Source organism: Methylobacterium sp. 17Sr1-1 (assembly GCF_003173775.1).
Taxonomy (GTDB): Bacteria; Pseudomonadota; Alphaproteobacteria; order Rhizobiales; family Beijerinckiaceae; genus Methylobacterium.
This window is the reverse complement of the sequence record NZ_CP029552.1, coordinates 4,053,399-4,065,376: the sequence shown is the minus strand read 5'-3', so window position 1 is coordinate 4,065,376 and position 11,978 is coordinate 4,053,399. Positions and strand designations below refer to the sequence as shown.

General features: G+C 70.3%; 12 protein-coding genes and 2 tRNA genes. 9 read left to right on the top strand and 5 right to left on the bottom strand.

Annotated features, from left to right (window positions below):
- Nucleotides 1-639: 639 nt before the first annotated feature.
- Both DK412_RS18300 and DK412_RS18295 read right to left on the bottom strand, forming a co-directional pair.
- Nucleotides 640-715: transfer RNA gene (locus tag DK412_RS18300), tRNA-Ala, on the bottom strand.
- A 108-nt stretch (nt 716-823) separates the two neighbouring features.
- Nucleotides 824-899, bottom strand: a tRNA-Ala gene (locus DK412_RS18295).
- A 111-nt stretch (nt 900-1,010) separates the two neighbouring features.
- On the opposite strand from DK412_RS18295, the gene DK412_RS18290 reads away from it, so the two are divergent.
- The 4 genes from DK412_RS18290 to DK412_RS31570 all read left to right on the top strand — a co-directional run bounded on the left by DK412_RS18290 (nt 1,011) and on the right by DK412_RS31570 (nt 4,247).
- On the top strand, nt 1,011-1,298 hold the full coding sequence (locus DK412_RS18290; protein WP_109973109.1) for a YggT family protein: 288 nt from the start codon (nt 1,011-1,013) through the stop codon (nt 1,296-1,298).
- A gap of 4 nt (nt 1,299-1,302) precedes the next feature.
- Complete coding sequence (locus DK412_RS18285; protein WP_109973108.1) at nt 1,303-1,632, top strand: DUF167 family protein; 330 nt, start codon at nt 1,303-1,305, stop codon at nt 1,630-1,632.
- A 132-nt stretch (nt 1,633-1,764) separates the two neighbouring features.
- A complete protein-coding gene (locus tag DK412_RS18280) occupies nt 1,765-2,811 on the top strand; it encodes a MaoC family dehydratase (RefSeq protein WP_109973107.1) in 1,047 nt (348 codons plus the stop codon).
- A 149-nt stretch (nt 2,812-2,960) separates the two neighbouring features.
- Entirely contained in the window at nt 2,961-4,247 is a 1,287-nt protein-coding gene (locus tag DK412_RS31570; protein WP_348629338.1) for a methyl-accepting chemotaxis protein, read from the top strand.
- Between the two features lie 127 nt (nt 4,248-4,374).
- On the opposite strand, the gene mntR is transcribed toward DK412_RS31570, so the two are convergent.
- Nucleotides 4,375-4,833, bottom strand: a complete 459-nt coding sequence (mntR, locus tag DK412_RS18270) for a manganese-binding transcriptional regulator MntR (protein ID WP_109973106.1) — start codon at nt 4,831-4,833, stop codon at nt 4,375-4,377.
- A 134-nt stretch (nt 4,834-4,967) separates the two neighbouring features.
- Nucleotides 4,968-5,858 carry a LysR substrate-binding domain-containing protein gene (locus tag DK412_RS18265; RefSeq protein ID WP_109973105.1) on the bottom strand — a complete coding sequence of 297 codons (891 nt, stop codon included), beginning with the start codon at nt 5,856-5,858 and terminating at the stop codon, nt 4,968-4,970.
- A 278-nt stretch (nt 5,859-6,136) separates the two neighbouring features.
- Here DK412_RS18265 and sdhC point away from each other — a divergent pair, with 278 nt between their 5' ends.
- The 5 genes from sdhC (at nt 6,137) to DK412_RS18240 (ending at nt 10,572) form a co-directional block, all read left to right on the top strand.
- On the top strand, nt 6,137-6,556 hold the full coding sequence (gene sdhC, locus DK412_RS18260; RefSeq protein ID WP_109973104.1) for a succinate dehydrogenase, cytochrome b556 subunit: 420 nt from the start codon (nt 6,137-6,139) through the stop codon (nt 6,554-6,556).
- A gap of 15 nt (nt 6,557-6,571) precedes the next feature.
- The gene (gene sdhD, locus DK412_RS18255) at nt 6,572-6,985 is read left to right on the top strand and encodes a succinate dehydrogenase, hydrophobic membrane anchor protein (protein ID WP_109973103.1); all 414 of its coding nucleotides are present in this window, start codon (nt 6,572-6,574) and stop codon (nt 6,983-6,985) included.
- Between the two features lie 22 nt (nt 6,986-7,007).
- Nucleotides 7,008-8,834, top strand: coding sequence for a succinate dehydrogenase flavoprotein subunit (gene sdhA, locus DK412_RS18250; protein ID WP_109973102.1), 1,827 nt, complete (start codon nt 7,008-7,010; stop codon nt 8,832-8,834).
- Between the two features lie 141 nt (nt 8,835-8,975).
- A complete protein-coding gene (locus DK412_RS18245; protein ID WP_109973101.1) occupies nt 8,976-9,758 on the top strand; it encodes a succinate dehydrogenase iron-sulfur subunit in 783 nt (260 codons plus the stop codon).
- Between the two features lie 193 nt (nt 9,759-9,951).
- Nucleotides 9,952-10,572: an AprI/Inh family metalloprotease inhibitor gene (locus DK412_RS18240; RefSeq protein WP_109973100.1), complete on the top strand. Its 621-nt coding sequence runs from the start codon at nt 9,952-9,954 to the stop codon at nt 10,570-10,572.
- Between the two features lie 4 nt (nt 10,573-10,576).
- Here DK412_RS18240 and DK412_RS18235 read toward each other — a convergent pair whose 3' ends face one another.
- Complete coding sequence (locus DK412_RS18235; protein WP_109975354.1) at nt 10,577-11,950, bottom strand: TAXI family TRAP transporter solute-binding subunit; 1,374 nt, start codon at nt 11,948-11,950, stop codon at nt 10,577-10,579.
- Nucleotides 11,951-11,978 lie beyond the last annotated feature (28 nt).

Here is an 11,978-nt window from a genome sequence, read left to right as displayed (position 1 = left end):
GGGTATTGGAATCGCCGACCAACGCCTCGCCGGTGAGGCGGTTCGAGCGTGGCGGGTGGGTTTTTTCGCGGGGAATGGGGGAGGGGCAATCACCGGCGGCTTCTCCGGCGGGCCGCAGCGCTGCCTTTGCGCGAGACGGTGAGTGAGCCTCCTCCTCGCGGGCGCGGGGCTGCCCGCCGCAAAATACTGTTAAAAATCAAGCGCGGGATCCCCTCTCCAGGCGATGCCGGGCTTGCCAGAGATCCTTGCCCGGTATCGCTGCAAGGTGTGGGAGAGGGGTCGGGGCGATCGAAGATCGCGCGAGGGTGCTACGGTTCTGAGTCGAAATCGGACCGTAGCGCAGGCAGCCCGACGCTCAGTGCTTGATACTGAAGCGTGTCACCCTCACCCCCGGCCCCTCTCCCACACGGGAGAGGGGAGGCGTGCCACATCTTTTCTCCGGACAGCTCTGCCGCCCGCCGAGAGAGAGGTGAAGCCCTGCGCCCATCCTTCGCTGGATCGTCGGATGGACCGCCGTCGGATCTGATCTCGACGCCGACCGACACACCCGGCACAGACGAGACGCGACAAAACCGGGCCCCGGTCAACGCCGATCCCGGTTTCACGCCTTCGAAGACGAAATCCAACCAAACGGAAGTTTGGTGGAGCTGAGGGGATTCGAACCCCTGACCTCCGCAGTGCGATTGCGGCGCTCTCCCATCTGAGCTACAGCCCCGCCGAAAGCGGGTATATGTCGTATCGCCGAGGCGATGTCACTACCCGGTGGCTCCGTACCACCTGCCTGCCACCATGCCAACCCTGCGTTAACCACGAAGGGCAGGCCTGGTGGAGCTGAGGGGATTCGAACCCCTGACCTCCGCAGTGCGATTGCGGCGCTCTCCCATCTGAGCTACAGCCCCGTCCGAGGCGGGTGCCTTGTAGGCCGGCCCTTCTCAGCCTGTCAATTCCCTTGGTGGGCCGGCCGCGCCGCAATCGCGCGCGGGGTGCCCCGGGGCTCGCACGGACCGCGCATGCGCTCGATTCTCTGGCTCATCGACAACATCATCACGCTCTACGTGTACCTGCTCATCGCCAGCGCCGTGCTGAGCTGGCTGGTGGCCTTCAACGTGGTCAACGTGCGCAACCCGATCGTGTCGCAGATCGGGGAGTTCCTGTTCCGGGTGACCGAGCCGGCCCTGCGGCCGATCCGGCGCATCCTGCCGAATCTCGGCGGCATCGACATCTCGCCGATCATCCTGGTCCTCGGCCTGTTCTTCCTGCGCAACCTGATGTTCGAGCTCCTCTCCGGCGTGGTCTGAGGCCGTGCCCCCAGGCCCGACCCCGCCCTGGCGGGTCACGCCGGAGGGGATCGAGGTCCGGATCCGGGCCACCCCGCGGGGCGGGCGCGACGCCCTCGACGGCGTCGAGACCCGGGACGACGGCGCGGCCGTGCTGAAGGTCCGGGTACGGGCGGCGCCGGAGGACGGCGCCGCCAACGCGGCGATCCGGGACGTGCTGCGGCGCGCCCTCGGCCTGCCGGCCTCCGCGGTGACCCTCGCCACCGGGGCCACCGCGCGCTTCAAGCTGTTTCGCGTCGCCGGCGACGGGCCGGCCCTGGCGGAGCGGCTCCAGAGCCTGACCGGCGGGGCTTGACCGTAGGGCGGGCCTGCCCCTCAAATCGCCGGGAGAGGCCCGCCTTCCCGAGCGGCCCGAAACCACCCAGAGCCTGCCGGGCCCCGCGCCCGGCAGGCTCTCGCACGAGAGTGACTCTCGCAAGGGGCGACAATGAAGACCAACCCGGGCCGTTTCTTCGAGGATTTCCGTCTCGGGGAGACCATCCGCCACGCCACGCCGCGCACGGTCACCACCGGCGACGTGGCGCTCTACACCGCGCTCTACGGCCCGCGCTTCGCGGTGCAATCCTCCGACGCCTTCGCGGCGGCTTTCGGCTACGCCCGGGCGCCCCTCGACGACCTGCTGGTGTTCCACGTCGTGTTCGGCAAGACGGTGCCGGACATCTCGCTCAACGCGGTCGCCAATCTCGGCTACGCGGAGGGGCGCTTCCTGCGGCCGGTCTATCCGGGCGAGACCCTGAACGCGGTCTCGGAGGTGATCGGCCTCAAGGAGAGCTCGAACCGCCAGACCGGTGTGGTCTATGTCCGTTCCACCGGATACGACGCGCACGGTGAGGCCGTGCTGAGCTATTGCCGCTGGGTGCTGGTGCGCAAGCGCGACCCCGAGGCCAGGATCGCGGTCGAGGCGGTGCCGAGCCTCGCCAAGGCGGTGGCGCCGGAAGAACTGGCCGCCGCCCTGCCGATCCTGAAGCCGGAGGCCTATGACCTCGGCCTCGCCGGCAGCCCGCATCGGCTCAGTGACTATGAGGTGGGCGAGCGCATCGACCACGTCGACGGCATGACCGTCGAGGAGGCCGAGCACCAGATCGCCACCCGGCTCTTCCAGAACACCGCCAAGGTCCATTTCGACGGCTTTGCGGCCAAGGACACCCGCTTCGGCAAGCGCCTGATCTATGGCGGCCACGTCATCTCGCTCGCCCGCGCTCTGAGCTTCAACGGGCTCGGCAACGCCTTCTCGATCGCCGGCATCAACGCCGGTCGCCACGTCGCACCGCTCTTCGCCGGCGACACGGTCTATGCCTGGAGCGAGGTGTTGGCGACCGCCGAGCTGCCCGGGCGCCAGGATGTCGGGGCCCTGCGTCTGCGCACGATCGCGACCAAGAACCAGCCCTGCACCGGCCATCCGGACAAGGCCGGGGAGGCGACCGATCCGGCGGTGATCCTCGACCTCGATTACTGGGCGCTGATGCCGCGCTGAGGACCGGCGCGGGCCGGTCGCCTCTCGGCCCCGCGTCGGCGTAAGATCTTGCGCCGGCGGTCGTCTCCGGCTCGTGGCGGCCGTTGCGTAAGACTAAATTCACCGGTCGCTTGTAGTGACAGCGGAGGACGAACCGGACCGATATCCCGATGCTCAAGCGCTTCGCACGCAAAGACGGCTTTCTCGACCTGCTCGCGACGCGTGCCGGGGTGGGCCTGTGGGAGGTCGTCCCGTACCGGGGCGACCTCACCCATCCGAAGACCCAGGTGACCTGGACGCCGGAATTCCGCCGCATCGTCGGCTACCCGTCGGCCGAGGCCTATCCGGACAAGCTGGAATCGTGGTCGAGCCGGATTTTTCGCGATGACGTTGACCGGATCATGTCGGCCTTCGCGGCGGCCATCAAGGACGTGGCGAACAAGGGCGCCTACGACGTCAAGTACCGGATCGTGATGCCGGACGGGACGCCGCGCTGGTTCCGCGCCACCGGCGGCGCTTCCTACGACGTGCACGGCGTTCCGCTGCGGATCTGCGGCTCGCTGGTCGACATCCACGCCGAGATGGAAGCCAAGGCTGCCGACGAGGCCCGCACGCGGCGGTTCGAGGAGCTGATCGCGGCCTTCGCCCAGGATTCCTCGGCCTTGTTCTCGCGCCTGACCGGCGCCGCCGCGGAGATGCAGTCGGCGGCCGCCGCGATGGCCGGCACCGCCGACCAGACCAGCGCCCGCTCGAGCGAGGTGGCGGGCTCCGCCCGGCAGACCTCGGCCAATATCGGCACGGTCGCGGCGGCCTCCGAGGAACTCGGCAGCTCGGTCCACGAGATCGGCCGCCAGGTCCAGGGCTCGGCCGGCCTCGCGGAAGCCGCGGTGGTCGAGGCCGACGCGACCCAGCGCCTGGTGCAGGAGCTGAGCGGCGCGGTGAGCAAGATCGGCGACGTCGTGAGCCTGATCTCGTCGATCGCCGGGCAGACCAACCTGCTGGCGCTCAACGCCACCATCGAGGCGGCGCGCGCCGGCGAGGCGGGGCGCGGCTTCGCGGTCGTCGCGGCCGAGGTCAAGGAACTCGCCAACCAGACCGCCAAGGCCACCGACGAGATTTCCTCGCAGATCGCCCGGATCCAGGACTCGACCGCGCAGGCAGTCTCGGCGATCGGCGGCTTCGGCGCGCGGATCCGCGAGATCAGCTCTGTGACCACGGCGATCGCCGCGGCGGTCGAGGAGCAGAACGCCGCGACCCAGGAGATCGTCCGCAACGTCTCCCAGGCCGCGACCGGGGCCGGCGACGTGATGAGCGGCACCGCGAGCGTCTCGGCCTCCGCCGAGGAGACCGGCCAGAACGCCGCGCGGGTGATCGGCGCCTCGTCCGAGGTGTCGGACCGCTCCCGCGAGCTGAGCGCGCAGACCGACGCCTTCCTCAGGAACGTCCGGGCGGCCTGACCGAAGCCTCAGCCTGGCGCCGCGCTCCAAGCAGATTTCGCAGAAATGGTTGCCGGTTTTGCGGCAAAAATCTGCGATAAAACAAAAACATAAGCAGACCTGCGTTGGCACGCCAACGCAGGTCTGCCTAGGCGTCGGTCCGGGCGGCGGTGAAGCGGCGGAACGCCTCCAGCGTCTCGCGGCTGACGTGGTGCTCGATGCCCTCGGCATCGCAGCGCGCCACATCCGGGCTGACGCCGAGCGCGAGCAGGAACGATTCGACGATGCGGTGGCGCTCCCGCGCCTCCGCGGCCAGCGCCCGGCCGGCCTCGGTGAGGAAGACGCCCCGATAGGGGCGCTGCTGCACCAGGCCGTCCTCGGCCAGGCGCTTGAGCATCTTGGCCACCGTCGGCTGGGCCACGCCGAGGCGGGCCGCGATGTCGACCTGGCGCGCCTCGCCGCCATCGCCGATCAGGTCGGCGATCAACTCGACGTAATCCTCCACCAGCTCGAGCCGGCGCGCCTCGCGCACCTGCCGGAAGCCGGCGGAATGCGCCTCGGCATCGACCAGGGCGGCGGGCTCGCGCGGGTGTTCGGAATCCTGCATGGGGTGGGGTCGTCGCCTCGTCTGTCGCCGTCGGATGACACCGTCTTACCCGAGGGAGTCTTACCCCAGGAAGGGCCGGGTGTGCAGGGCCTGAAGGACCGCGGTCCCAAACGCATCCCCAGACCCGCGCGTCCTCACGCCTGCGGCGCCCTCAGATGGGCGACGAAGTCCTGGGCGAAGGGGGGCAGGGCGGCGAGGTCGCGCAGGCAGATCGTCAGGTCGCGCACCGCCCAAGGATCCTCCAGCGCCACGATGGCGATGCCCATGGTGCGGGCGGCCCGGCGCGCGGTCGTCTCCGGCACGATGCCGAGTCCGACCCCGCACTCGACGAGGCGGCACACCGCGTCGAAGCCGCGCAGCTGCACCCGCAGGCGCAGGGGCTGGCCGCTGCGCCCGGCCTTGCCGGCGAGGAAGCGGGTGAGCGCGCTCGCCCGGTCGAGGCCGACGAGGTCGTGGCCCAGCACCTCGGCGAAGGGAACCGACGCTCGCTCGGCGAGGGGATGGCCCTCCGCCACCACCAGCACGAAGCGGTCGCGGCGGAACGGGTGGGTCTCGAGGCTGCCGGTCTCGACCGTGCCGGCGACGAGCCCGAGATCCGCCGCGCCCTCGGCGACGAGGCCGACGATCTCGTCCGACAGGCGCTCCTCGATGTCGACGCTCACGCCCGGATGCAGGGCGAGGTAGGCCGAGAGCACCTCGGGCAGGAACTCGGTGAGCGCGTTGGTGTTCGACAAGACCCGGATCTGCCCCGCCGCGCCGCCCGCGAAGGCGGCGAGATCCCCCTGCAGCCGCTCGACATTGCCGAGGATCTGACGGGCATGCGCGAGCAGCGTGCGCCCGGCGGGGGTCGGCGTGACGCCGAGCCGCGCCCGCGTGAGGAGGGCGGCACCCAACGAGGCCTCCATGCTGCGGATGCGGTGGCTCGCCGCGGCGAGCGCCAGGTTGGCACGGTTCGCCCCGTGGGTGATCGAGCCCGCCTCGACCACGTGGCGGAACAGGCTGAGGTCGACGAGATCGAAATGCATGGCGGCGCCTCCCGGGCGACGGCCCGTCCCCGGCCGATCGTTTCGCCGGCCACGAAGGTAGATCGCGCGATCCCAAGATGACCAGGGGTACGTGCAGCCTTCGCGGACGACGAAGCCTGGGTCAACGAGAACCGCATTGCGAATTGGACGCGTTCCAGGGAGACAGGCGGATGGATCTGTCACCCGGCCCGGCCGGCGGCCACGTTGCGCTCGCGCGGCGGAGCCGGTAGGTGACCCACTTTAGAGCCGGTACAGACCAGGACTTCTCGAGGATCACGATGGCGGACACCGCAAGGCCCCAGAACCCCGCCGGCAGACCGGTCGTGCGACCGCTCTCGCCCCATCTCCAGATCTATCGCTGGACCTGGACCATGGCGATGTCGGTGGCCCACCGCATCACCGGGGTGGCGCTCTACGGCGGCACCGCGCTGCTCGCCCTCTGGCTGGTCGCGCTCGCCGCGGGTCCCGGCGCCTACGGCCCGGTGGCGTGGTTCTTCGGCTCGATCCTCGGGCGGCTGATCCTGTTCGTCTATACCTGGATCCTGCTGCACCACATGCTCGGCGGCATCCGCCACCTGGTCTGGGATTTCGGCCACGGCATGGAGCCCGGCACCCGCATCGCGATGGCCCGCTTCACCCTGATCGGCTCGACCGCCCTGACCGTGCTGGTCTGGGTCGTCGCCCTCGTGGCGCGCTGAAGAGGAGGACGACAGATGGTCGACAACCGCCCCGACATCCGCCCCTCGATCCGCACGCCGCGCGCCCGCGTCAGCGGCCTCGGCGCCGCCCATCACGGCACCCGCGAGTGGTGGATGCACCGCGTCACCGCGGTCTCGAACGTGCCCCTCGTCCTCGCCTTCGTGGTGATCGTCGCCCTGATGGCCGGCCGGCCCTATCCGGAGGCGGCCGCCCTGGTGTCGCACCCGCTGGTGGCGATCCTGCTGATCCTTGGCGTCCTCTCGGTCACCAACCACATGCGGATGGGCTTGCAGATCGTCATCGAGGACTACGTCCACGACAAGGGTCTGCGCATCGCCGCGGTGATCGCCAACAACTTCTACTGCGTCGTCGTCGCGGTCGCCTGCCTCTACGCCATCGTGCGTGTGAGCCTGCGGGCCCTCGCGTAACGCCAGAAACAGGAAAACCGCAATGGCCTCAACCGCTTCCGCCGCGCCGGCCCAGAACGGCAAGGCGTACACCATCATCGACCACAGCTTCGACGTGGTGATCGTCGGCGCCGGCGGCGCGGGCCTGCGCGCCACCGTCGGCTGCTCGCAGGCGGGCCTGCGCACCGCCTGCATCACCAAGGTTTTCCCGACCCGCTCGCACACCGTGGCGGCGCAGGGCGGCATCTCGGCCTCGCTCGGCAATATGGGCCCGGACGACTGGCGCTGGCACATGTACGACACCGTGAAGGGGTCGGACTGGCTCGGCGACCAGGACGCGATCGAGTACCTGGTGCGCAACGCGCCGGCCGCGGTCTACGAGCTCGAGCACTGGGGCGTGCCGTTCTCGCGCACCGCCGAGGGCAAGATCTACCAGCGCCCGTTCGGCGGCATGACCACCGATTACGGCAAGGGCACCGCCCAGCGCACCTGCGCGGCGGCCGACCGTACCGGCCACGCCATGCTGCACACCCTCTACGGCCAGGCCGTGAAGGCGCAGACCAACTTCTTCATCGAGTACTTCGCCCTCGACCTGATCATGGACGAGGAGGGGCGCTGCCGCGGCGTGATCGCCATCGATCAGGCGACCGGCGAGATCCACCGCTTCCGCGCCGCCACGACGGTGCTGGCGACCGGCGGCTACGGCCGCGCCTATTTCTCGGCGACCTCGGCCCATACCTGCACCGGCGACGGCAACGCGATGGTGCTGCGGGCGGGCCTGGCGCTCGAGGACATGGAGTTCGTCCAGTTCCACCCGACCGGCATCTACGGCGCCGGCTGCCTCATCACCGAGGGCTCGCGCGGCGAGGGCGGCTACCTGACGAATTCCGAGGGTGAGCGCTTCATGGAGCGCTACGCGCCGTCGGCCAAGGACCTCGCCTCGCGCGACGTGGTCTCGCGCTCCATGACCATGGAGATCCGCGCCGGCCGCGGCGTCGGCAAGAGCAAGGACCATATCTTCCTCCACCTCGACCACCTCGACCCGAAGATCCTGCACGAGCGCCTGCCCGGCATCTCGGAGAGCGCGAAGATCTTCGCCGGCGTCGACGTGACCAAGGAGCCGATCCCGGTCATCCCGACCGTTCACTACAACATGGGCGGCATCCCGACGAACTTCCACGGCGAGGTGCTGACCCTGAAGAACGGCAACCCGGACCACGTGGTGCCGGGCCTGATGGCGATCGGCGAGGCGGCCTGCGTCTCGGTCCACGGCGCGAACCGCCTCGGCTCGAACTCGCTCATCGACCTCGTGGTGTTCGGCCGCGCCGCCGGCCTGCGCTGCGCCGAGACGGTGGAGAAGGGCGGCCGCTTGCCGGAGCTGCCGAAGGATTCCGCCGACAAGGCGCTCTCCCGCCTCGACCGCTTCCGCTACGCCAATGGCGGCACGCCGACGGCGGAGCTGCGCCTCGAGATGCAGAAGACGATGCAGAACAACTGCGCCGTGTTCCGCACCGGCGAGGTGCTGGAGGAGGGCAAGGGCCTGATCCACAAGGTCTGGGCCGGCGCCGAGGACGTGAAGGTGACCGACCGCTCGCTGGTCTGGAACACCGACCTCCTGGAGACCCTGGAGTTCGACAACCTGATCGGCCAGGCCGTCGTCACCATGGAATCCGCCGCCAACCGGACCGAGTCGCGCGGCGCCCATGCCCGCGAGGACTTCCCGGACCGCGACGACAAGCAGTGGATGAAGCACACGCTTGCCTGGCTCGACCCCGACGCCCGCAAGGTCGCGATCGATTACCGGCCGGTCCACACCTACACGATGTCGAATGACATCGCGTATATCGAGCCGAAGGCGCGCGTGTACTGATGATCACGACTGGCTGGCCCCGCCGGGGCCAGCCATCGCGCGGCGCTTCCGTCCTCCCGTATCCTATACAATCCGGCCGCCGCGAGCGGGTCCATCCGCCTCCGCTCCCTCGGATTGATCGCACCGATCAGGCATAGACAGATGGCCCAGTTCAACCTTCCCAAGAACTCACAGTACACCGAGGGCAAGACCTGGCCGAAGCCGGCCGGGGCCAAGAACGTCCAGGAGTTCCGGATCTACCGCTGGAACCAGGACGACGGCGCCAATCCGCGGATCGACACCTACTACGTCGATCGCGACGATTGCGGCCCGATGGTCCTCGACGCGCTCCTGTGGATCAAGAACAAGGTCGACGCGACCCTGACCTTCCGGCGCTCGTGCCGCGAGGGCATCTGCGGCTCCTGCGCCATGAACATCATGGGGCAGAACACGCTGGCCTGCACGCTCGGCATCGACGACTGCAAGTCCAGCCAGGTCAAGATCTATCCGCTGCCGCACATGCCGGTGCTGAAGGACCTGGTCCCCGACCTGACGTCGTTCTTCGCCCAGCACGCGGCGATCGAGCCGTGGCTGCAGACCGAGACGCCCTCGCCCGAGAAGGAGTGGCGCCAGACTCCCGAGGACCGCGCGCGGCTCGACGGGCTCTACGAGTGCATCCTGTGCGCCTGCTGCACCACCTCGTGCCCGAGCTACTGGTGGAACGGCGACCGCTTCCTCGGCCCGGCGGCCCTGCTCCAGGCCTATCGCTGGCTGATCGACAGCCGCGACGAGAATACCGGCGAGCGCCTCGACGGGTTGCACGACCCGTTCCGGCTCTATCGCTGCCACACCATCATGAACTGCGCCAACACCTGCCCGAAGGGCCTGAACCCGGCCAAGGCCATCGCCGAGATCAAGAAGATGATGGTGGCGCGCGAGGTCTGACCGGCCCTCCGACCGCATCCGGTGTGGCCGACTGGGTCCTGTCGGCCACACCCTTTCGAAAAGGCGCCTTCGGGCGCCTTTGTCGTTGGGGAAACCCCTGCACGCGCCCTCCCGGGATCGTATTTGCCGGGCACGACCGATCCCCGAAGAACGGCCGCCGCCGGCCAGACCCGGATTGCCGCAGGACCCCTCGATGCCGCGTCAGATTCTCTGCACCGTCGCCGCCCTGGCCCTCGCCGCGAGCGCCGGCGCCTGCTCCTCGTCGCGCTTCGACACCGGGGGAATCGGCGCCTCGGCGCGCCCGGCGCCGCGGGTCGCCCGGCCGCTGCCGCCGGAGGAGCCGGATCTCGGTCCCGGCCTGTCCTCCGGCCCGGTCACCTCGGCGCCCCTGGCCCCGCCGCCCGGCGCCGCGGCCGCACCTCCCGGCCCGGTCGTCGCCAATCCCGGCGGCCCGATCGTGGCGGAGGCGAGCCCCCCGCCGGTGCAGCAGCAGGCCGCCATCGCTCCCCCGCCGCCGCCCGTCGTGTCGAGCGGCGGGCGCTCGGGCGTCGTCGGGGGCTGGACCGCCAAGGACGCCACCGGCGCGAGCTGCCGCGTGAACCTCGCGAGCACCCCGGCCCTCGACCTCTACAAGGCCTCGTCCACCGGCTGCGCCAACAAGGACCTCGCCAAGGTCACGGCCTGGGACTATCGCGACGGCGAGGTCTACCTCTACCAGCCCGGCGGCACCGTCGCGGCGCGCCTGCGCCCGGCCGGCGGCGCCATGGACGGTGCGTTGTCGAAGTCCGGCGCGCCGCTGGCGATGGTGCGGTAGAGGTCTACTCCGCCGCGCTGAGACGGAAGGCGGGCCGCGGCGGCACCGCCTCGCCGGCCAGCCGCCGGCAATCGGCAATGGTGGAGCGGGCGGTCTCGATCGCGATCATCACCGCCGCCATCGTGCGGGTATCGGTCTCGCGTTCGCGGGTGTAGCGCACCACGTCCGCCGCCAGGGTGTCGACCTCGCCGGTCAGGGCGTCGAGCCCGGCCGGATCCGCCCGGCGGGCCTCGGCCAGGATCTCGAGCAGGCGGTCCATCACCACGTCGATGCGCTCGCGCCGCAGGCGCCGCAGGCGCTGGCGCAGCCAGGCGAGCGCCGAGCCGAAGCCGCCGCCGAGCACCGCCAGCAGGTAGATCCAGTCGCCGTAGCGCTCGATGAAGCCCTGCTGCTCGCGCTCGTAGTAATCGATCGCGCCGGGATGGATCGGCAGTCGCGCGCTCGTCGCCTCGGCGGTGGTCTCGTAGGCCGGCGCCGCGACGTAGTCCGCCGCCGGGGTCGCGTCGGAGAGCCGCGAGCGCAGCTCGAACAGGTGCTGGGTCACGTCCGCCGCCACGGTGCGGCTCATCGTGGCCCGGGCCATCAGCCGGTAGGAGGCGCCGACCGTCTTCACCTCCTCCTCCGGCACCTTCGGGCTGCCGCCGAACAGGCCGGCCGGCACCGTCACCGCCTGGAGCCGGGGCAGGCGCTCGATGATCGCCGGCCCGTCCTCGACGCCGACGAACGCGACCTTGCGGGTCCGGCTCGCCGCCTGGACCGTGGCGACGAGGCGCAGCGCCATCGGGGCGGCCGGCGCGATCACCGCCACCACCGCGTCGATGCGCTTCTCCGCGAAGGCACCGGCGAGATCCTCCTCGGCCAGCGGCACCAGCCGCACCTGACCGTCCGGAATCAAGCCGGTGCCGCCCTCCTGCAGGGTGAGGCCATAATAGCTCATCAGGCTCTTGAGCAGCCACAGATCGGCGTCGCGGTGGGCCACGATGCCGAGCCGCTTGCGGGCGAGACCCGGGAACGTGGTGATGCCGGACGGCGCCGGCGAGGCGATCAGCATCGCCTGGTCGCGCAGGATCGCGAGCGTCAGGCCGTTCGCCGGCAGGTCGACATCCGGCCGCACCACCGCGAGGTCGGCCTTGCCCTGTTCGAGCGCCTTGGCGCTCTCGCGCACGTCGTCGAAGGGCAGGATGCGCAGGCGCACGCCTTTCTGGGTGCTCTTCAGGGCCTCCGCGTAGGCGCGGATCAGCGCCGGCTCGGTCCCGTCCCGCGGCGCCACGGCGATGGTGAGCGTGGTCGCCTGCAGCAGGTAGAGCGCCACCGCCGCCGCGATGGTCAGCACCAGGCTGGTGACCAGGAAGATGCGCTCGGGTCGGAACGCTCTCATCATCGCGCGGACACGCCCTCCCTCGGAT

Coding starts and splice junctions, on each gene's coding strand:
- mntR (WP_109973106.1), bottom strand. CDS start 4,833: ATGCAGGATTCCGAACACCCGCGCGAGCCCGCCGCCCTGGTCGATGCC.
- DK412_RS18265 (WP_109973105.1), bottom strand. CDS start 5,858: ATGCATTTCGATCTCGTCGACCTCAGCCTGTTCCGCCACGTGGTCGAG.
- sdhD (WP_109973103.1), top strand. CDS start 6,572: ATGGTCGACAACCGCCCCGACATCCGCCCCTCGATCCGCACGCCGCGC.
- DK412_RS18240 (WP_109973100.1), top strand. CDS start 9,952: ATGCCGCGTCAGATTCTCTGCACCGTCGCCGCCCTGGCCCTCGCCGCG.
- DK412_RS18280 (WP_109973107.1), top strand. CDS start 1,765: ATGAAGACCAACCCGGGCCGTTTCTTCGAGGATTTCCGTCTCGGGGAG.
- DK412_RS31570 (WP_348629338.1), top strand. CDS start 2,961: ATGCTCAAGCGCTTCGCACGCAAAGACGGCTTTCTCGACCTGCTCGCG.
- DK412_RS18235 (WP_109975354.1), bottom strand. CDS start 11,950: ATGAGAGCGTTCCGACCCGAGCGCATCTTCCTGGTCACCAGCCTGGTG.
- DK412_RS18290 (WP_109973109.1), top strand. CDS start 1,011: ATGCGCTCGATTCTCTGGCTCATCGACAACATCATCACGCTCTACGTG.
- sdhC (WP_109973104.1), top strand. CDS start 6,137: ATGGCGGACACCGCAAGGCCCCAGAACCCCGCCGGCAGACCGGTCGTG.
- sdhA (WP_109973102.1), top strand. CDS start 7,008: ATGGCCTCAACCGCTTCCGCCGCGCCGGCCCAGAACGGCAAGGCGTAC.
- DK412_RS18245 (WP_109973101.1), top strand. CDS start 8,976: ATGGCCCAGTTCAACCTTCCCAAGAACTCACAGTACACCGAGGGCAAG.